At 64.4% G+C, this 19,649-nt stretch carries 19 protein-coding genes; 8 read left to right on the forward strand and 11 right to left on the reverse strand.

The genetic code is table 11. The features are described 5' to 3' along the window. Positions 1 to 53: 53 nt before the first annotated feature. Complete coding sequence (locus HYH08_RS13120) at positions 54 to 1,664, reverse strand: phytoene desaturase family protein (protein ID WP_220010223.1); 1,611 nt, start codon at positions 1,662 to 1,664, stop codon at positions 54 to 56. Positions 1,665 to 1,881: 217 nt separating this feature from the next. Between HYH08_RS13120 and HYH08_RS13125 the strand changes: the two genes are divergently transcribed. Continuing rightward, positions 1,882 to 4,161 carry a spermidine synthase gene (locus HYH08_RS13125; RefSeq protein ID WP_220010224.1) on the forward strand — a complete coding sequence of 760 codons (2,280 nt, stop codon included), beginning with the start codon at positions 1,882 to 1,884 and terminating at the stop codon, positions 4,159 to 4,161. Positions 4,162 to 4,370: 209 nt separating this feature from the next. On the opposite strand, the gene HYH08_RS13130 is transcribed toward HYH08_RS13125, so the two are convergent. After that, entirely contained in the window at positions 4,371 to 5,153 is a 783-nt protein-coding gene (locus HYH08_RS13130; protein ID WP_228747807.1) for a L,D-transpeptidase, read from the reverse strand. Positions 5,154 to 5,484: 331 nt separating this feature from the next. Here HYH08_RS13130 and HYH08_RS13135 point away from each other — a divergent pair, with 331 nt between their 5' ends. Next, positions 5,485 to 5,808, forward strand: a complete 324-nt coding sequence (locus HYH08_RS13135; RefSeq protein WP_220010226.1) for a hypothetical protein — start codon at positions 5,485 to 5,487, stop codon at positions 5,806 to 5,808. 112 nt (positions 5,809 to 5,920) lie between these two features. On the opposite strand, the gene HYH08_RS13140 is transcribed toward HYH08_RS13135, so the two are convergent. Then, a complete protein-coding gene (locus tag HYH08_RS13140) occupies positions 5,921 to 6,682 on the reverse strand; it encodes an ABC transporter permease (RefSeq protein WP_220010227.1) in 762 nt (253 codons plus the stop codon). Next, positions 6,679 to 7,602, reverse strand: coding sequence for an ABC transporter ATP-binding protein (locus HYH08_RS13145; protein ID WP_220010228.1), 924 nt, complete (start codon positions 7,600 to 7,602; stop codon positions 6,679 to 6,681). The genes HYH08_RS13140 and HYH08_RS13145 overlap by 4 nt, the downstream gene beginning before the upstream one ends. A 281-nt stretch (positions 7,603 to 7,883) precedes the next feature. Between HYH08_RS13145 and HYH08_RS13150 the strand changes: the two genes are divergently transcribed. After that, complete coding sequence (locus HYH08_RS13150; protein ID WP_220010229.1) at positions 7,884 to 8,603, forward strand: hypothetical protein; 720 nt, start codon at positions 7,884 to 7,886, stop codon at positions 8,601 to 8,603. Positions 8,604 to 8,673: 70 nt separating this feature from the next. On the opposite strand, the gene HYH08_RS13155 is transcribed toward HYH08_RS13150, so the two are convergent. Then, a complete protein-coding gene (locus HYH08_RS13155) occupies positions 8,674 to 9,066 on the reverse strand; it encodes a PRC-barrel domain-containing protein (protein ID WP_220010230.1) in 393 nt (130 codons plus the stop codon). 157 nt (positions 9,067 to 9,223) lie between these two features. On the opposite strand from HYH08_RS13155, the gene HYH08_RS13160 reads away from it, so the two are divergent. Beyond that, positions 9,224 to 10,249 (forward strand): zinc-binding metallopeptidase family protein, encoded by a 1,026-nt coding sequence (locus HYH08_RS13160; RefSeq protein ID WP_220010231.1) that lies wholly within the window; start codon positions 9,224 to 9,226, stop codon positions 10,247 to 10,249. Between the two features lies 1 nt (position 10,250). On the opposite strand, the gene HYH08_RS13165 is transcribed toward HYH08_RS13160, so the two are convergent. Beyond that, a complete protein-coding gene (locus HYH08_RS13165; RefSeq protein ID WP_220010232.1) occupies positions 10,251 to 11,102 on the reverse strand; it encodes an alpha/beta fold hydrolase in 852 nt (283 codons plus the stop codon). Positions 11,103 to 11,223: 121 nt separating this feature from the next. On the opposite strand from HYH08_RS13165, the gene HYH08_RS13170 reads away from it, so the two are divergent. Together HYH08_RS13170 and HYH08_RS13175 are read left to right on the forward strand one after the other, a co-directional pair. Continuing rightward, complete coding sequence (locus HYH08_RS13170) at positions 11,224 to 11,841, forward strand: CGNR zinc finger domain-containing protein (protein ID WP_220010412.1); 618 nt, start codon at positions 11,224 to 11,226, stop codon at positions 11,839 to 11,841. Between the two features lie 850 nt (positions 11,842 to 12,691). Further along, positions 12,692 to 13,624 (forward strand): LysM peptidoglycan-binding domain-containing protein, encoded by a 933-nt coding sequence (locus HYH08_RS13175; RefSeq protein ID WP_220010233.1) that lies wholly within the window; start codon positions 12,692 to 12,694, stop codon positions 13,622 to 13,624. A 287-nt stretch (positions 13,625 to 13,911) separates the two neighbouring features. Here HYH08_RS13175 and HYH08_RS13180 read toward each other — a convergent pair whose 3' ends face one another. The 5 genes from HYH08_RS13180 to HYH08_RS13200 form a co-directional block, all read right to left on the reverse strand. Beyond that, a complete protein-coding gene (locus tag HYH08_RS13180; RefSeq protein WP_220010234.1) occupies positions 13,912 to 14,148 on the reverse strand; it encodes a hypothetical protein in 237 nt (78 codons plus the stop codon). Between the two features lie 24 nt (positions 14,149 to 14,172). After that, on the reverse strand, positions 14,173 to 14,490 hold the full coding sequence (locus tag HYH08_RS13185) for a hypothetical protein (RefSeq protein WP_220010235.1): 318 nt from the start codon (positions 14,488 to 14,490) through the stop codon (positions 14,173 to 14,175). 119 nt (positions 14,491 to 14,609) lie between these two features. Then, positions 14,610 to 15,068 carry a small heat shock protein HspD gene (gene hspD / locus HYH08_RS13190; protein ID WP_220010236.1) on the reverse strand — a complete coding sequence of 153 codons (459 nt, stop codon included), beginning with the start codon at positions 15,066 to 15,068 and terminating at the stop codon, positions 14,610 to 14,612. A 231-nt stretch (positions 15,069 to 15,299) separates the two neighbouring features. After that, positions 15,300 to 16,373 (reverse strand): tartrate dehydrogenase, encoded by a 1,074-nt coding sequence (locus HYH08_RS13195; RefSeq protein WP_220010237.1) that lies wholly within the window; start codon positions 16,371 to 16,373, stop codon positions 15,300 to 15,302. 21 nt (positions 16,374 to 16,394) lie between these two features. Beyond that, entirely contained in the window at positions 16,395 to 17,693 is a 1,299-nt protein-coding gene (locus HYH08_RS13200; protein ID WP_220010238.1) for an MFS transporter, read from the reverse strand. 134 nt (positions 17,694 to 17,827) lie between these two features. On the opposite strand from HYH08_RS13200, the gene HYH08_RS13205 reads away from it, so the two are divergent. Further along, on the forward strand, positions 17,828 to 18,745 hold the full coding sequence (locus tag HYH08_RS13205; protein ID WP_220010239.1) for a LysR family transcriptional regulator: 918 nt from the start codon (positions 17,828 to 17,830) through the stop codon (positions 18,743 to 18,745). 38 nt (positions 18,746 to 18,783) lie between these two features. After that, positions 18,784 to 19,608, forward strand: a complete 825-nt coding sequence (locus tag HYH08_RS13210; protein WP_220010413.1) for an aspartate dehydrogenase — start codon at positions 18,784 to 18,786, stop codon at positions 19,606 to 19,608. The last annotated feature ends 41 nt before the right edge of the window (positions 19,609 to 19,649 follow it).

The raw sequence follows: 19,649 nt of genomic DNA on the forward strand, positions 1-19,649 counted from the left end.
CGCCTGCCTGACCACAGACCTCTCAAGAGCCCGTCCACAACAAATCCACAGACCTATCCACGGCTTCCGAACAGCGAGCGGTGATCCCGCAGGATCGCCCGCGCCGCGTTGTGGCCGGGCGCGCCGGTGACGCCGCCGCCGGGATGGGCGCCGGAGCCGCAATGATAGAGGCCCTTCAGGGGGCCGCGGTAGTCGGCATGGCCGAGCATGGGCCGCGCCGAGAACAGCTGGTTCAGGCTCAGCGCGCCGTGAAAGATGTCACCTCCCAACAGGCCGAACTGCCGTTCGAGATCGAGCGGGGAGAGGATCTGGCGGCCGAGCACACTTCCCGCAAAGCCCGGTGCGTATCTGTCCACCGTCGCGATCATGAGATCGGCGACCTCGTCGCGGTGGTCATCCCAGGACTTTCCGTCGGGCAGCTCAGGCGCGACGTGCTGGCAGAACAGGCTCGCGACATGTTTGCCCTCGGGCGCCAGCGTCTCGTCGAGTGACGAGGGGATCAGCATTTCCACGACGGGTGACCTGCTCCAGCCATGCGCGCGCGCGTCGAGCCAGGCGCGGTCCATGTAGCCAAGACTGGGTGCCAGGATGATGCCGGAGGAAAGATGATCGCCTTCACCCGGCAGCGCGGTGAAGGAGGGCAGGCGGTCCAGCGCCACGTTCATGCGGAAGGTGCCCGAGCCGTTCTTCCAATGCCGGATGCGGGCGAGGAAATCCTGCGGCAGGGCGTCGGCCGCGATCAATCGCGTATAGAGCAGCTTTGGATTGATGTTGGCCGCGACATATTTTGCGCGGATCGTCTCGCCGTTCTCCAGCACCACGCCGACGGCGCGGTCGCGCTCGACGATCACCTCGCGCACGCCGGCATCGAGGTGGATCACGACGCCCCTGTCGCGCGCGGCGCGCGCCATCGCCTGCGTGATCGCGCCCATGCCGCCGATGGCGTGGCCCCAGACGCCCTTCTTGCCGTTCACCTCGCCGAAGGCGTGATGCAGCATCACATAGGCCGAGCCCGCCGCGTAGGGGCTGGCGTAATTGCCGACGATGGCGTCGAAGCCGAACAGCGCCTTGACGAGGTCATGTTCAAATCGCTCGTCCAGCATCTCACCGGCCGAGCGGGTGAAGAGATCGAGCAGACTCCGGCTCTGCTCCAGCGAGAGGCCACGCAGGATGTTGGCGCTCTGCAGCGCGTTCACCGCCTCACGGATCGCGTTCGTGCCAAAACCGTCGAGCAGGTTCGGCGGCGCGCGCAGCACGAATTGCCGGAGCACGTCGGCGATGTCTTCGAGTTCGCGCGAAAAACCGTCGAGCGCCTCCGCATCATGCGCGCTGAGCCGCGCGACCGACGCCTTGGTCCGCCCCTCGCCGGTGAGGAGATAGTTGCCATCAGGCGCGGGCAGGAAGTTTTGCGCGCGTCGTTCGACAATTCGCAGGCCCTGCTCGGCGAGCCCGAGATCATTCATCACCTGCGGATTGAGCAAGCTGACGGTGTAAGCCGCGACCGAATTCCGGAAGCCCGGATGAAACTCCTCCGTGACGGCGGCGCCGCCAACCACCTTGCGACGCTCGACCACGCGCACGCGCAGGCCCGCCATCGCGAGATAGGCCGCGCAGGTGAGGCCGTTATGGCCAGCGCCGATGATGACGACGTCGGTTTCGGTCATGGCGAGTTCAAGACGTTCCACTGTCATATCGGGAGGGCCCGCAGGACCAGACCCGAAATTTCGAGGTTCCCCGTTCGATGCTCCGCGTCACCCTGGAATGACATCTGTATATCAAGCATTCCTTGCTGCAACATCACGCCAGCCTTTATTGCCCGTTCAGGCGCCGTGTGCTCCATTGCACCGGTCCGGCGCCCGCCGGAGTTTTGCCGGAGCTTTCATGGATTCGATCGTGCAACCCGCCGCCACGGAGCAGCCGTCGTCGTCGCGCAATCGGCTGCTGCTGACGGTTTACACCGCTGCGATCTTCGTCAGCGCGCTGCTGCTGTTTTCCGTGCAGCCGCTGTTCACGAAGATGGTGCTGCCGCGGCTCGGCGGCTCGCCGGCGGTGTGGTCGGTGGCGATGGTGTTCTTCCAGTCGCTGCTGCTGGCGGGCTATGCCTATGCGCACCTGCTGATGCAGGTGAGGAACCGGATCGTTCCGGTGGTGGTGCATCTTCTGCTGCTGGTTCTGGCCTTCGCCACGCTGCCGCTCGGCATTGCCACCGCCTATGGTGAGCCGCCGGCGTCGGGCTACGCGTTCTGGCTGCTCGGCCTGTTCGTGGTCTCGATCGGCCTGCCGTTCTTCGCGCTCGCCGCCAACAATCCGCTGCTCCAGGCCTGGTTCGTCCGCACCGGCCATCCGGCCGGGCACGATCCCTATTTCCTCTACGCGTCCTCCAACATCGGCAGCTTCCTGGCGCTGCTATCCTATCCGTTCCTGCTGGAGCCGATGTTCACGCTGCACACGCAGAACCGGTTCTGGACCGGTGGGTATGGCCTCCTGATTGTCCTGATCGCCGCCTGCGCTGCGCTGCTGCTGCGCTCGCCAAAGCTGGCGGTGGTCGACACGCGAGCCGAGGACGTCCATGCGCCGGCGCCCGGCCTCGTGGCGCGGCTGCGCTGGATCTTCCTCGCGGCGGTGCCGTCCGGCCTGCTGATCGCGGTCACCGCGCATATCTCGACCGACGTTGCGGCAGCGCCCTTGCTCTGGGTGCTGCCGCTGTCGCTGTACCTGCTCACCTGGGTGGTGGTGTTCCAGTCGCGGCCGTTGCTGCCGCACAAATGGATGCTGATGCTGCAGCCGGTCGCGATCGCGGGTGTGGTCGTGCTGCTGGCCTTCGGCGGCGAGCAGAATCTGCTGCTGACGCTCGGCGGCCATCAATTGTGCTTCTTCGTCATCGCCATGGCCTGCCACGGCGAACTGGCACGGACCCGTCCCGCCGCAAAATATCTCACCGGTTTCTATGTCGCGCTGTCGTTCGGCGGCATGGTCGGCGGCCTCTTTGCCGGCCTCGTCGCGCCCTTCACCTTCTCCTGGATTGCCGAATACCCGATCCTGATCGCGCTCGCCGCGCTGTGCCGTCCGCCCGCAAATGAGCGCCTCGCCGGCATCGTCAAATGGTACTGGCTGGTGCTCGCCGCGCTCGCGCTGGCGCTGGTGGCGCCGTCCTACACGACGGGCGCGGTTGCGGCCTGGTTCGAGGACCACCGCGTCTGGGTCGCCGGCGCTGTCGGCGTGCTCGCCGCGCTTTTGACGCTTGCGCTCAATGCCGGCCGCTGGAAGATCTTTGCCACTGTCGCGCTCGCGCTGGCCTTGATCCGGATCTATCCGGCGGATGAAGGCCGCGTCACCACGGTGCGCAGCTTCTTCGGCGTGCACAAGATCGTGGAGACGCCCGGCGGTTACTTCCATGTGCTGATGCACGGCACCACCATCCACGGCGCCGAGCGTTTTCGTAACAATGATGGCACGCCTGTGACCGGCCGGCCCGAGCCGATCACCTATTATCACAAGGACGGCGGCATCGGTCAGGCCGTCACCGCAATCCGCGAGCGCAAGGGCGCACCGCTGAAGGTCGCCGCGATCGGCGTCGGCTCAGGCACGCTCGCATGCGCTGCCGAGCCCGGCGAGGACTGGAAATTCTTCGAGATCGACCAGTCGATGGTCGACGCGGCGAGCGACCCGAAGAATTTCCGCTACATCTCGAGCTGCATGCCGGGCCTGAAGCCGGTGATCGGTGACGCACGCCTCACCTTCGCGAAGGAGCCGGATGGCGTCTACGACCTCATCATCGTCGACGCCTATTCGTCGGATGCGATTCCGATCCACCTCGCCACCGAAGAGGCGATGAAGATCTACAAGGACAAGCTCGCGCCGCATGGCGCGGTGGTGATGCACGTCTCCAACCGGCACCTCGATCTGGAGACCGTCGTCGTCGGCATCGCCGACGCCAACGATCTCAAAAGCTGGGTCTATAACGAAGATTCGGGCCGCGATTCCGACTACATCTTCTCGACCGACGTCGTCATCTCCGCGCGAGAGGAGGCGGATGTCGGCAAGCTCGCGTCGTCCAAATCATGGGAGCTGACCGAAGCGGACGACCGGGTGCGTGTCTGGACCGACGATTATTCCAACATCCTCGGCGCGCTGTACCGGCGCTTGAGGGATGGGGAGTAGCGCCTAGGCGACATTGGCGCCGTCGACCCAGATCTCGCCGACACGGTCGGCCGGCAGCCGGGTGCGATGCTCCGGCCCGACGATGGCGATCCGCTCGCCCGCGAGGGCGCGGCCAGGCAGTCGCGCTACCGATTCGCGCCGCGAGCGGGCGCCTTCGTCGATGCTGGGCGGAAGATCGTCGAACGCGGCGGTGCCGCGTTTAAATAGTTTCAGTTCTGATAGTAGTAGCCGCGCGGCTGATAAAGCTGCCGGGGCTGCGGCTGATAGTAAGTGCCCTGCTGGCCGTAGCCCTGATTATAGTACTGCTGCGGCTGCTGCTGATAGACCTGCGCGTCATAGAGCGGGCGCGTGCCGCGCGGCGCCGGATAACGTGCGCCGGTATCGCTGCCGTCGGCGGGATAGATGTAGTTGTCGTCCTGCGGCATGTAGCGGCGGGCGGGCTGCGCCGGCGGAGCCAGGTTCACGGGATCGCCTGACGTGGCGTATTGCTCCTCGGCAGGCTGCTGCGGGGCGCGGGCAACAGCCGTGTTGGCGCGGCCGCGCGGATTGCGTGCCAGCGCCACCTGCGCCGAGCCGGTCAGCGTCACCGTGGTATTGAGCACACCCTGCTGTTGCACCAGGGCGTAAAGCGTCGAAGCGTTCTGCCGCGACAGCCGCACGCAGCCGTGCGAGGCGGGCGTGCCGAGCCGGCCGACCGAGTCCGTGCCGTGGATGGCGTGGCCGACCTTGGTGAAGAAGATCGCGTGCGGCATCGGGGCGTCGTCGAATTCCTTGGAGTAGTGGTCCTCCTCCATGCGGAAGGTGCGGAACGAGCCGTTCGGCGTTTCGCGCGATGGGATGCCGGTCGACACTGGCCAGTGATAGCGCGCGACGCCGTCGACGGCGACGGTCATCTGCTGATTGTCCTTGTCGACGGTGATCTCGACCTTGGCCTGCGCGGTGCCCGCGCTCAAAAGCATCAGGGAGGTGAAAGCGATGAAATATGAACGCATCTGGAAACGCATTTGAGGGAAACCCATGTGAGTTCTGGCCTCCGGCCTGTTCGTGCAAGGCGCCGCGGCTCTCCGTCCCCGGCCTGCAATATGCCTGCAATCCGGTTTCCGTTCCAGCGGCCTGCACGCCCATCGTTAACGTGATACCTGATGTAAGCAAGGGCGCTTTGTGCCGCGCCGTTTGCAGCGGTGCTGACATTTTCGCGAGCGGCGATCCGTTCACAACGCCGACAATTCGTCACAAAGGCGCAACCATTTGGCCGCCGCGGACGTTGATGCTGGCCTACCGCAAAAGGCGGCGTCCGCCGCCATCTACGTCCCAGGACCGAACATGAACAAAGTCCGTGCTACCGCCGCCGCCGCTCCGGCCGGCTTGCCTGTCCGCCTGCTGTTCGCAGCCGCCGCCGTCCTTCTTGCTCTCCTGGCCTTGCCGAAAGCTGGTCATGCCCAGGGCATCGTGCGCGGCGCGCAGGAAGGCTCGTATGAAGGTAACCGGATCGCCGGGCCTGTCGGCGGCGTCGTTGGCGGCGCGGTCGGCGCCGGTGTGGGCGGCGCCGTAGGCGCGGTGGAGGGCGTGTTCGGCATTCCCCATCACCGCCATTACCGCTGCCGCGGCTACTATGACGGCTACCATCGTTTCCACTGCTACAGGTGAGGTGTCCTTCCGGGGCGCCCGAAGGGCGAGCCCGGAATCCATTCATCCACCAACACTGCGGCACAATGGATTCCGGGCTCGTGCTTCGCACGTCCCGGAATGACGGCCGACATCAGTTCTTCAGCCGGTACCCGGTCCGGAAAATCCACCAGATCACGGCGAGGCAGATCACCAGGAACGCCGTTGTCATGCCGATGCTGACGGCGACGCTGACATCCGCGATCTCGTAGAAGCTCCAGCGGAAGCCCGAGATTAGATAGACCACCGGGTTGAGCAGCGCGACCGTGCGCCAGGTCGGCGGCAGCATGTCGATGGAATAGAAGCTGCCGCCGAGGAAGGTCAGCGGCGTCACCACCAGCATCGGGATCATCTGCAGCTTCTCGAAGCCGTCGGCCCAGATGCCGATGATGAAGCCGAACAGGCTGAACGTCACCGCCGTCAGCACTAGGAAGGCCAGCATCCAGACCGGATGGTGGATGTGCAGCGGCACGAACAGTCCGGCGGTCGCCAGGATGATGAGCCCCAAAATGATCGACTTGGTCGCGGCCGCGCCGACATAGCCGATGACGATCTCGAAGTAGGAAATCGGCGCCGACAGGATCTCGTAGATCGTGCCGGTGAATTTCGGGAAGTAGATGCCGAACGAGGCGTTGGCGATGCTCTGCGTCAGCACCGAGAGCATGATCAGGCCCGGCACGATGAAGGTGCCGTAGCTGACGCCCTCGACCTGGCTGATGCGCGAGCCGATCGCGGCGCCGAACACCACGAAATAGAGCGAGGTCGAAACCACCGGCGAGACGATGCTTTGCAGCAGCGTGCGCCAGGTGCGCGCCATTTCGAACAGATAGATGGCGCGGATGGCGCGGTGATTCATGACGTCCTCACGAGGTCGACGAAAATGTCCTCGAGCGACGATTGGGTCGTGTCGAGATCGTTGAAGCGGATGCCGGCGTTGCGGAGGTCGCTGAGCAGGCTGGTGATGCCGGTGCGTTCGCCCTTGGTGTCGTAGTCGTAGACCAGCGTCGCGCCGCTGTCGCAGAGGTCGAGTTCGTAGTGCGCGAGACTTTCCGGCAGCGTCGCGACCTTGCCCTGCAGATGCAGCGTCAGCCGCTTCTTGCCGAGCTTCTGCATCAAGGTCGCCTTGTCCTCGACCAGCACGATCTCGCCCTTGTTGATGACGCCGATGCGGTCGGCCATCTCCTCGGCTTCCTCGATGTAGTGCGTGGTCAGGATGATGGTGACGCCGGATTGCTGCAGTGCGCGCACCACCTCCCACATGCCCTTGCGCAGCTCGACGTCGACGCCGGCGGTCGGCTCGTCCAGGAACAGGATCTGCGGCTCGTGCGACAGCGCTTTCGCGATCATCACGCGGCGCTTCATGCCGCCGGAGAGCGTGATGATCTTGTTGTCCTTCTTGTCCCACAGCGAGAGGTCCTTCAGGACCTTCTCGATATGCGCAGGGTTCTTCGGTTTGCCGAACAGGCCGCGGGAAAAGCTCACGGTCGCCCAGACGCTCTCGAACGCGTCGGTATGGAGCTCCTGCGGTACGAGGCCGATCAGCGAGCGCGCCTTGCGGTAGGAGGTCTGGATGTCCTCGCCGCCGACGAGAACCTTGCCCTCGCTCGGATTGGCGATGCCGCAGATGATCGAGATCAGCGTGGTCTTGCCGGCGCCGTTGGGGCCGAGCAGCGCGAAGATCTCGCCCCGCTTGATGTCGAGATTGACGTTCTTGAGCGCCTTGAAGCCGGACCCATAGGTCTTCGACAGATTGGCGACGGAAATGATCGGGGACATAGTGGCCGCGGGCTGAAATGGCTGGGGAAGGGAAGGCTGGAACCAGCCGGGGGGCAGGTCAGCGGAGCCCTGACATAGGAATGCCCTTGCCCGGTCGCAATCGGCCGGAGAAAAATGGCCTCAAAACCGGCTCTTCGGTGGCAGGTTTCGGGCAGGTGTTGCGCGATGGTCACGGGCTGTGGCTAAGATTGTCGTTCACGCGCCTCTTTGTTGCGTCTGCGAGCAGGCCGTGGCTACGATTCCGGCCAATCGCGATGCGTATGTCCCCAGGGAAAAGATCGATGAGACCGAACGGCCGTCACACCGCCGGCACCAGCCAATTGTCCGCCCTCCGTTTGTGGGCGGCCTGCCTGCTGCTGCTGTCAGCTGTTGCCATCAGCCCGACGACCGCGAAGGCGGCGCCGAGCCAGACGGCGGCTCAGACCACGCATGTCTACCTGCTGCGCGGCGTGCTCAACATCTTCTCGCTCGGCCTCGACACCATCGGTGCGCGCCTCGAGGCACAGGGCATTCCGGTGACGGTCGCGAACTTCGTGTCGTGGTCTTCGCTCGCGGATGAGGCGGCCGCCAACTACCGGGCCGGTCGCGTCAAGACCATCATCCTGGTCGGTCATTCCTCCGGTGCGACCGCGCTGCCCGACATGATCGCCAAGCTCAACCAGCTCGGCGTACCCGTGAAGCTCGCGATCGGCCTCGACTCGGTGTTCAAGACCAAGCTCTCGAGCGGCGCAGAGCGTTACATCAACATCTATATCGGCGATGGTCCCGGCGAGCCGGTGCGCGCCGCAGCGGGCCTGCGCGGCAAGCTCGACAACGTCGACGTGCGCGGCACCGGCGTCGGCCACATCTCGATCGACAAGAACGAGGCGATCCAGCGCCGCGTGATCGGCGAGATCGACGCCGCCATCATGCGTTCGCGCGCCCCAGTGGCACCCGTCGCCGAATCCGGCGCGGCACCGCGTCCGGCGCGCTCCGCGGCGGCGACGGCTCCGCGCAACTGAGATTTTTCATCTCGCTCATCATGCCGCCGCCGAGTAGATAGTCGGCGGCGGCATTGCTTGTTGTGGGGTCTTACTTCTTCTCGGGCACCCAGGTGGTGCTTGCCTTGTCGTACTTGAAGCCCGGCGCTTCCTTGAGCGTGTCCTTCGTCTCGTCGATCGTAAGCCACCATTTGTCGTTCTTCTTCGCCGTCTTCACGGCCGTAAAGGGAACGATAACGTCCTTCTCTCCGGCGCCCAGGAAGCCGCCGACCCCGAGGACCAGGCCCGTGATCTTGCCGGACTTGTCGACGAGCACATCGTCGACGTCGCCGATCTTGTTTTCCTTGGGATCATAAACCGCCTGTTTGTAGTAGTTGGTGACGGTCCAGCTTTCGGCCGGCGCTGACTTCACCGTAGTGGTAGCAGCATGGGCGGCGGTAACCGCGGCTACCGCGAGCGTGCATGCCAATACAAACTTCTTCATGTTTGGTCCTCCTCAACCAGTTAGCGCGCTTGCAACGGGAACAAGCGGTAAAAGGTTCCGCGCATCGGGTCTTGCGGAACTGCGCGGTTAACATTTCGTTGTGGCGTGACCTGTGCTCCAGCACGCGCGGCTGCGAGACGACGGTAGGACTGCAAACATGCGAGAATTTCTCTGCCCCTTATGCAGGCATGCCGTATTGTTTGAGCATGTTGCCTGCGCTCGTTGCGGTCACGAGTTGATTTTTGATGCTTCCCATCTGAAGATGGAAGAGCGCCTTTCTGCCCCGCAACCCTGCTGGAATCGTGAGATCATCGGCTGCAACTGGATTGCGGAGGGGCCGAACGGCTATTGCCGCTCCTGCCGTTTGACCCGAACCATACCGAACCTCGACAGTGCCAGAAACGTCATGCTCTGGCGCCGCGTAGAGCAAGCCAAGCGTCGCCTCGTCTACGATCTCGCCCGGCTGCGCTTGCCGCTGGTTTCGCCAGCGGGTTCGCTTCTGGCCTTTGATATCCTGTCAGATGAGGTCAGTCCCATTCTGACCGGCCATCTTTTCGGCCTCATCACGCTGAACCTTGCCGAAGCGGACGACGTCGAACGCGAGCAGCGCCGCGTGGCCTTTCGCGAACCTTACCGCACCCTGCTGGGGCATTTCCGGCACGAGATCGGTCACTTTTATTGGGACGTTCTCGTTCATGGGACGACGTTGCAGGCACCGTTCAGGCTGATCTTCGGGGACGAGACGGATGACTACCAGGCTGCGCTCAGGAGCTACCATGGCCGCGTCGATCGCTCCTATGATCGGACCGGATTCATCAGCGAATACGCGACGTCCCATCCTTGGGAGGATTGGGCCGAGACATTTGCGCATTTTCTTCACATCGTCTCCGCGCTCGATTCAGTTGCGGGTCTTCCGCTCTCCCTCGATGAGCGCGCCCGGCAGACCCTGACCGATCCTTATCTCGAGAGCGACTTCGAAGCGCTGCTGTCCCTGTGGGCGCCGCTCTCTCGCGGCATCAACGAACTCAACCGCTCCCTCGGGATGAGCGACGCTTATCCGTTCGACATATCACCCGCGGTGAAGGGCAAGCTGCATCTCGTGCACATGGCGATCAGCGCCTTCCGCGAGCACCGGCAGACAATGAGAGCGGATGCTACCGGCGTTTGCGAGCCGGTGGCATAGGTCACCTCAAGAATGCGCGAATGGCATCCGCGATTTCACGTGCATGCGTCTCCAGCGCGAAATGGCCGGTGTCGAAGAACTGCACCACCGCATTGGGATTGTCGCGCTTGAAGGCTTCGGCGCCTGGCGGGATGAAGAACGGGTCGTTCTTGCCCCAAGCCGCGAGGAACGGCGGCTTGTGCTTGCGGAAATAGTCCTGGAAGGCGGGATAGAGCGCGACGTTGCTCTTGTAGTCGCCGAACAGGTCGAGCTGCACGTCGTCCGAGCCCGGACGCGCCAGATAGAAATTGTCGAGGTTCTGGCCGTCCGGTGACACCGTCGTCGGATCGGGGACGCCATGCGTGTACTGCCAGCGTGTCGCCTCCGGCGTGAGGAAGCCGCGCAGCGCCTCGCGATTGGCCGGTGACGGGTCCTGCCAATAGGCCTTGATCGGAGTCCAGCCGTCGCTGAGGCCATCCTCATAGGCGTTGCCGTTCTGCGAGATGATCGCCGTGATCCGCTCGGGGTGGTTGAGCGCGAGCCGGAAACCGGTCGGGGCGCCGTAGTCGAAGACGTAGATCGCGAAGCGGTCGAAGCCGATCACTTCGGTGAAGCGCTCGATCACGCGTGCGATATTATCGAAAGTGTAACGGAAGGTTTCGCGCGAAGGCATGTCGGACTGGCCGAAGCCGGGCAGGTCCGGCGCCACGATGTGAAACCTGTCGGCCAGCAGCGGGATCAGGTCACGGAACATGTGGCCGGCACTCGGGAAGCCGTGCAGCAGCAGGAGCTTTGGCGCGCCGGCAAGGCCAGCCTCCCGATAGAACACCTTGAAGCCATCGGCGTCTGCAGTGCGATAGGTGGCGGGCGCCATGTTCGTCTCCATCTGGATGTAACCTGTTAAATCCGATAATCAGGTTATGCGGCCGCAAGGTAACTTGTCAATAGCCGGTTTACAGGTTACTAAAACCGCGTCAGTTCCCAAGGGACCGCTCATGGATCGCCCGCCCGCCATGTTCATCGCCGATGCCCCCGGCCTCGATTTCCTCAATTCGGTGGCGACGCCGGTCGACACGCCCGTCGATTGGCTCGCCGATGGCGATGGCCTGATCGACTGGCTGGCCCAGGCGAAGCTGGTGCCCGCGGAGGAGCTGCACGCATTGAAGGCGCGCGCGACGCCGGCCGAGCTGGATGCGGTCGCCGATCAGGCGCGCCGCTTGCGCGAATGGTTCAGGGGCTTCGTTCGCAAGCATGCTGGCCATCCGCTCTCGGCGGCGGCTCTCAGCGAGCTCGGTCCATTGAACAGTTTGTTGGAATGCGACGACACCTTCGGTCGGATCGAAGCCGGCCCCGGCGATCGCCGCCCCCTGTCACTGCAAAGGAAGCGGCGGTGGCGATCGCCCGAAGCATTGCTGCTGCCAGTCGGCGAGGCGATGGCGAAATTCGTCTGCGAGGAAGATTTTACGGACGTGAAGGCCTGCGAGGGCCACAACTGCACCATGCTCTTCGCCGACCACACCCGCAGGCGCGCGCGCCGATGGTGCGTCATGGCGATCTGCGGCAACCGCGCCAAGCAGGCGGCGCATCGCGAGAGGCTCAAGAGCAGGCAGTGAGGGAGATCCGCGCCGAGCAGCCGCGGGAGATGCCGCTGAACTTGCTTCAGTCGGTGTATGTGCTCCTCAATCAACGCCTGCTTTGTTGGCCCCGCGAGCGGGGTGTTCACATCGCCGTGTGGGAGCCACGCAGGCTTGATGTGACGTCCCGGTGTGAAAGTGATTATTAGACCGACCTATGTGATAATCCGCCGTTGCGGGGTGAGATGGTCGAGAAGGACGGAATGCTTGAGCCTGGATTGGGGATGACGGCTGTAGGCGTGTTGCTGGCCACCGTCGCGGGCTGCGTCCGCGTCTTTCTGACCTTGGGGTGAGGCGCCCGGCGCCGAAAGACAAGTCGATGTCTCCACGATATGAGCTGGCGCGGTATGGGCACCGAAGGTCCGCCTTCGGCCGGTCTCTGGCTGTCGTCCTGACGCTCCTGCTCGCGGGATGTGCATTGAGCGGGGATCCGCCACCTGCCTATCAGCCTACGCACGCGCCGAGCGCGAAGGCGGTGCAAGACGGCATCAAGAAAGGAGCCGCTGAGGCCAAGCTGACCGGAGCACTCGAGACGACAGCCGTCCGTCCGACCGACCACGGGCCGGGGTCATATTTCGCCTGCGTGAGGCAAGCTCGGCCCTCAGCCCCTGCCTATTCGGTGTTCTTCGACGATGATGCCTACAAGGGGATCCAGGGCTCGGTGATCGTCGAGGCCTGCGAAGCCCAGTCGTGGGTTCCGTTCAGTTGATGCCGGATGCAATGGCTCGATGGGCGGCGCGGGCCCGGTTCCGTGCCCCAAAATCCACCCAATCGGCGGTCACTAAGCCCCGAGGGGACCTTTTTCTCCCGTGATGGGACTGCTGGACTGATGCTTGATTTGAGGCGAGTCGTCGCGCTGGCAGCGCTTGTGCTGCTCGCCCTGGGCCCCGGCATGGCCGTTGCCTCACCTGCCAAGTCCAAGCGCACGGCGGTCGCGACCCCTGCGCCGCCGCCTGCTGCTCCAGTCGAGCCGCTGCCGCCGCCAAAGATCTACCTGTTCCGCGGCGCCATGGGACCGATCTTCTCGACCGGCATGGACCGGCTCGAAGAGAAGCTGACGAAAGCGGGCTTCTCGGCCAACGTCTATGAATTCACCATCTGCCGGTGGATCGGTGATCGTGCCATCGCCAGCTACAAGGAAAGCCCGGCGCCGATCGTGCTGATCGGCCATTCCATGGGCGGGTTGTGCTCGATCGTCATCTCCGAGATGGCAGCGAAGGAGAACATCCCGATCAGCCTCGTCATCGCGATCGACCCCGCGCATGCGACCGGTGACGTGCCGCTCAATGTCGAACGCTTCATCAACATCTTCCTGTCCGACAGCGTGCTCGGCGGCGGCGATGTCGTGGCCGTGCCGGGCTTTCGCGGCCATTACGCGAGCTACGACCTGAAGGAGAACAGCCGCGTCTCGCACATCAACATCGAGAAGTCCGACGACATCCACCGCCAGATTGTCGAGATGGTGACGCAGCTGCCGCGCATCCCCGCGCAGAGCCAGGACGATGCCGTGCCGCTGCGCTATCTCGTGCCCGGCGATACGCTGGTCGAATTGTGGGACAGCGGCGTGCGGGTGCCGGTGCGCCGCGGCGACACCATGGAGAGCATTGCCGCAGCCAACCGCGTGCCGCTGTGGACGCTCGCGCAGAGCAACTCGCTCGCGGAGAACGCGCCGCTCACCCCCGGCCAGTCCATCATCGTTCCGCGCCATCTGACCCCGCCCGAGCCGGCGGCCGCGATGGCGGTGCCGCAGGGGCGACGATAAGACGCCTCCCATGCCTGGCTGGCCTTACGGATGCCGCGGCAACCATCTCGATGCAGATGCCACCGGGGTGGATCGAGCCGCAGAGGCTTGGCCCGCAGGTTGATAGGGCGCAGTGAGAAGCGTCAGAAACAAGGCCCTCTCAGCGGCGTATTTGGCAGCGGGCCGGCCATTTTCGGACCCTTGCATAACGAGGCGTCCTTCCGTCGAGCAAACACGCCACCGCCATGTCCTTCGCCCGCACCTTTTCAAAAACACTTCGAATGTGGGGAAGCTATCTGACATCTCAGTCAGCCCTGGGCGCTCGCGGTCTGGAGCGCAGTTGTATTCCCGATCGCCGTGTTCGGAGTTTTGAAGGCGAGCGGAAAGGTGGAGGCCGAGAGTTTTTCGATCGCGGCGCGCTCTTCCGACAGGCGCCGCTCGATGAACCGCCGCTCGAACTTGGTCAGTTCGGTCTTGAGCAAGCGCCGGTAGCGGCCGATATTGCTGCGGTGCGCGCACAACAGGGCGAGTTGGTCGTCAATCATCGTCGTGACCGGCTGAGTGATTGGCTAGGCTGCGAGGCTGGTTCGCGAGACGGATCTGATGCGGACCGGCTTGCCACCGGGCGGTCCCTTCGGATGGTGATCGAGCAAAGCGAGGGCTTCGAGAACTTCGTCGATGGTGACCGCCTTGTCCGAACCGGGGAGTTCTCTCGACGCCGGGTTTGAGGCGATTCTGGCTGCGTCCGAGGCCCAGGATGCCAGGATCGCGCGCTTCTCGCCGATCGACAAATCCGGCTCCGCCACGACGTCGCGCGGATGATCGTAGACGGAGCCGGGATGCAATATCGCGTTCAGGTCGATGATGTTGTCGGCATGATCGATCATGAGAGGTCCCCTTCTCCTTTCGCTAAACCTCTGGTTCGCAATACGGCACGACATGGACGGCCAGGACAGATCCCGCCCGGCGACCGGGCGGGAGTACCGAGCCCTCCGATCAACGAAGTTCAGGCGGCCTTGCTCTCGAGCTGATGCACGCTGCCGGCAGGCGCGCCATGGTTGATGGGGATTCGCCGCGGCTTCATGGCATCGGGGATTTCCCGGATCAGCTCGATCTTCAGCAGGCCGTTCTCGAACGCGGCGCTCTTCACCTGGACATAGTCGGCGAGGTTGAACTGCCGCTTGAACGGACGCGCGGAAATGCCCCGATAGAGATATTCGCGCTCGGTTTTGTCGGCCTTGTGCCCCTCGACGGTCACAGCGTTCTGCTCGGCCGTCACCGATATCTCGTCGGGCGAAAAGCCTGCAATCGCCAGCGAAATCTGGTAGCGATCGTCGCTGACACGCTCGATGTTGTAGGGGGGATAATTGTCCTCGCCGGCACGCTGTGCCGTCTCAACGAGGTCGAAGAGGCGATCGAAGCCGATGGTCGAACGCCAGAGCGGAGAGAAATCGTAAGTGCGCATAGCCAAATCCTCCAAGGAGCAAAATGGATACGAGCGGCACCGGACACGACCGGTGCCCGTCTCAATGTTTTCCCGACCCGTCAGGCGTGGGGAATGCCACCTCTCGGCAGCCACGAAAAAATAAAAAAACACGATTCTGGTTTCAAGAGGGGGGCTGAAATTTTTCTGAGCCCCGCCGTGGTAAACCCGGCGAACGATGCTCGCGTTCGCGGTGCCGGAATCATTCAGCCCCTAAACATTCGATCCGTGGATCGCGTCGATCACGGCATCGGTGACTTCCTTCGTCGTCGCCTTGCCGCCGACATCGGGCGTCAGCACGCCAGCGGCACAGACCCGTTCGACGGCCTTCATCAGCCGCACCGCTGCGTCCTTCTCGCCGAGATGCTCCAGCATCTGCGCGCCGGTCCAGAAGGTCGCGACCGGGTTGGCGATGCCCTTGCCGGTGATGTCGAAGGCCGAGCCGTGGATCGGCTCGAACATCGAGGGGAAGCGGCGCTGCGGATCGATATTGCCGGTCGGCGCCACGCCGAGGCTGCCGGCCAGCGCGCCGGCGAGATCCGAGAGGATGTCGGCGTGCAGGTTCGTCGCAACGATGGTGTCGAGGCTGTTCGGGTGCAGCGTCATGCGCACGGTCATGGCGTCGACCAGCATCTTGTCCCAGGTCACGTCGGGGAATTCGGTCGCGACTTCGGCGGCGATCTCGTCCCACATCACCATGCCGTGGCGCTGCGCGTTCGACTTGGTCACCACGGTCAGGAATTTTCGCGGGCGCGACTGCGCGAGCTGGAACGCATAGCGCATGATGCGGGTGACGCCGACCCGGGTAAACACCGCGACTTCGGTGCCGACCTCTTCCGGCAGGCCCTTGTGCGCGCGGCCGCCCATGCCGGCATATTCGCCTTCCGAATTCTCGCGCACGATCACCCAGTCGAGATCGCCGACGCCGACATTGCGCAGCGGCGAGGCGACGCCCGGCAGGATCTTGGTCGGCCGCACATTGGCGTATTGGTCAAAACCCTGGCAGATCGGCAGGCGCAGGCCCCACAGCGTGATGTGGTCGGGCACGTCAGGCGCGCCGACGGCGCCGAAATAGATCGCGTCGAATTTCTTGAGCTCGGCGAGGCCGTCCGCCGGCATCATCACGCCGTGCTTCTTGTAATAGTCCGAGCCCCAGTCGAAGGTCTTGACATTGAACGCGATGTCGCCGCTGCGCTTGGCCAGCGCCTCCAGCACGCGGACACCGGCCGAGATCACCTCAGGGCCGATGCCGTCGGCGGGAATGGCTGCGATCGAGTGGGTACGCATGGGAAGGCTCCGTGTGAGAGATCAGCGGGATTGCGGGATGGGTTCGACGGGCGCGATTTTCGCGCGGGACAATAGCAGGGTCAGCATCGCGGAGAGAACCAAGAGCCCGCTGACGAAATAGAGACCGCCGACGAAGCTGCCGGTCTGGTCCTTGATCCAGCCGATGATGGCGGGACCGACGAAGCCGCCGAGATTGCCGATCGAGTTGATGGTGGCGATGCCGGCCGCCGCCGCGGGGCCTGACAGGAACAGCGTCGGCATGCTCCACAGCGGCGGCTTTGCCGAGGAGATGCCGATATTGACCAGCGCGAGGGCGACCAGTACCGCGACCACGCCGGTTGCAAGGCCGGCATAGGCGAGGCCCGCGGCGGCGATCAGGCAGGCCCAGACGACGTGCCAGGTGCGCTCGCCGGTGCGGTCCGAATGGCGCGCCCACAGGATCATGGCGACGACCGCGGCGGTTGCCGGCAGCGCGTTGAGGAAGCCGACCTGAAGCGAGGACAGGCCGAACTGCTTGATGATCTGCGGTGCCCAGACGCCGAGCGTGTAGAGGCCGGCCGAGGTGCCGAAATAGATCAGCGACAGTGCCAGCACACGCGGATCGGCAAGCCCGCGCCAGATGCTGTGGCTCGCGGTCGCAGCCTTGCTGGTGGTCTCGATGTTCATGGTCTCGACCAGCCAGCGGCGCTCGTCGTCCGCAAGCCATTTTGCTTTTTCCGGGCGATCGGTGAGGAAGACGAGCACGACGAATCCGAGCAGCACGGCCGGCAGCGCTTCCAGCATGAACAGCCATTGCCAGCCCTTGAAGCCGAACAGGCCGTCCATCTCCAGCAGAGCGCCCGAGATCGGCGAGCCCAGCACGGTCGAGAGCGGGGCTGCCGCCATGAACAATGCGGTCACCGCCGCGCGCTGGCGTGCCGGGAACCAGTAGGAGAGGTAGAGGATGACGCCGGGAAAGAAGCCGGCTTCGGCGACGCCGAGCAGGAAACGCAGGGCGTAGAAGCTGGTCGCGCCCTGCACGAATGCCATCGCGGCAGAGACGATGCCCCAGGTGATCATCACCCGCGCGATCCAGATCCGCGCCCCGACCTTGTGCAGGATGATGTTGGAGGGCACCTCGAACAGGAAATAGCCCCAGAAGAAGATGCCGGCGCCAAAACCATAGACCGTGGGCGACAAGCCGATGTCCTTGTTCATCGTCAGCGAGGCGAAGCCGATATTGACGCGGTCGATGAAGGCCACGAAGTACAGCAGCATGATGAAGGGAACGATGCGCCAAGTGATCTTGCGCAGCACGCGCGTCTGAATCTCGCTCGCCATCCTCGCCTCCCCAAAGCACCGGTTTGTTGTTGTGAGGCGGCAAGCCTAGGCCTAGGCGGGAGGCATACTCAATTGGTGCTGGTTTATACAAAAAAATGATATAATCACGGACGCGAAAGACGAGAGAATGGCAAATGGAATTGCATCAGCTCAGATGCTTCGTAGCGGCGGCCGAGCAGCTGCATTTCGGCCATGCGGCGCAGCAGCTCCAGATGCTGCCGTCCGCGCTCGGGCGGCAGATCAGGCTGCTGGAGGAGGATCTGGGCACGCGGCTGTTCGCGCGAACGACGCGCGCGGTGTCGCTCACCGACGACGGCACGACGCTGCTGCGCGATGCCCGCGCCATCCTCGCCAGGGTCGAGGCGGTCGAGAACAACTTACGTAATCGCTCGCGTGCGGGCGCCGCGCGGCGGCTCCGGGTCGGCGCCATCGACAGCGCGGCGGCCGGTCTGTTGCCGCCGCTGCTGCGCGATTTCCGCGACAGGCATCCCGACATCGCGGTGCAACTGCTCGAGGACAAGACGGTCCGGCTGCTGCCGAAGATCTTGACCGGCGCGCTCGATCTCGCTTTCGTTCGCCCGCCGGTGCAGCCGGACAAGCGGCTCGAATTCCGCGACCTGCTGCAGGAGACCGCTATTGTGGCCTTTCCGCGGGGGCACGCGCTGGCCGAGCGCAGGTCGATCACATTGGCGCAGATTGCGGAGGAGGCGATGCTGGTGCCGGACCGCCGCTCGCGGCCGCACAGCCACGATCTCACGATGAAACTGTTCGAGCAGGCCGGCTTCACGCCGCGCATCGTGCAGGTCGCCGACGAGAAGCAGACCATCATCAACCTCGTCGCAACCAAGCTCGGCGTTGCCATCGTGCCGCGCTGGACCACGCGGATGGCGGTGACGGGTGTGCACTTCGTGCCGCTGCGGCCGAAACAGAGCGGGCCCGTCGGGCGATTGCCGCTGGCGGCGGCCTGGCTGCGCGGCTCGCGTGATCCGGCCCGCGATGCCATGCTGGCGGTGCTGGAGGCGCGCCTGCGCAGCTATGCGCGGGAGGCGTGAGCGGCTATGACACTGGTCTGGACAGAAGGTGGAAGATGATGACCGATCGGAATGCTTCGGGTGAATTGCGGGTGGCCATCGCCGGGCTGGGCTCGATCGGCGCCAAGATCGCGACCGCGCTCGATCAGGGCATCGAGGGACTGAAGCTCTCGGCCGTGGCCATGCGCGATCCCGTCAAGCATCAGGGCTTCATCAACGGCCTGCGCCATCAGCCGAAGATCCTGCCGCTCGACCAGCTCGGCGATGCCGCCGACATCGTGGTCGAGTGCGCGCCGACCAGCCAGCTGCGCGCGATTGTCGAGCCTGCGGTGAAGCGTGGCAAGGCTGCCGTGGTGGTCAGCGTCGGCGGCCTGCTCGACAATTTCGATCTGGTCGATCTCGCCCGCGCCAATGGCGGGCGCATCCTCGTGCCCACGGGCGCACTGATCGGGCTCGACGCCGTCAACGCCGCAGCGGTCGGGACCATCCATTCTGTGAAGATGGTGACGCGCAAGCCGATCGACGGGCTCAAGGGCGCGCCGTTCATTGTCCAGAACGGGATCGACATCGACAGTCTGCGCGAGCCGCTCAAATTGTTCGAGGGCACGGCGCGTGAGGCGGCGAAAGGCTTTCCGGCAAATCTGAACGTTGCCGTCGCGCTGTCGCTGGCCGGCGTCGGGCCAGACCGCACCATGGTGCAGATCTGGGCCGACCCGACCGTGACGCGCAACGTTCACCGCATCGAGGTCGAGGCGGATTCGGCCCGCTTCTCGATGTCGATCGAGAACATCCCGTCGGAAAATCCCAAGACCGGCCTGATCACGGCGCTGTCGGTGATCGCGCTGCTGAAGAAGCAGCGCGCCACGCTGTGTGTGGGGACGTGATGGGCGGAGGCGCTCTATCACCGTCACCCCCGCGCAACGGC

Source organism: Bradyrhizobium sp. BR 10289, from assembly GCF_019455385.1.
Lineage (GTDB): Bacteria > Pseudomonadota > Alphaproteobacteria > Rhizobiales > Xanthobacteraceae > Bradyrhizobium.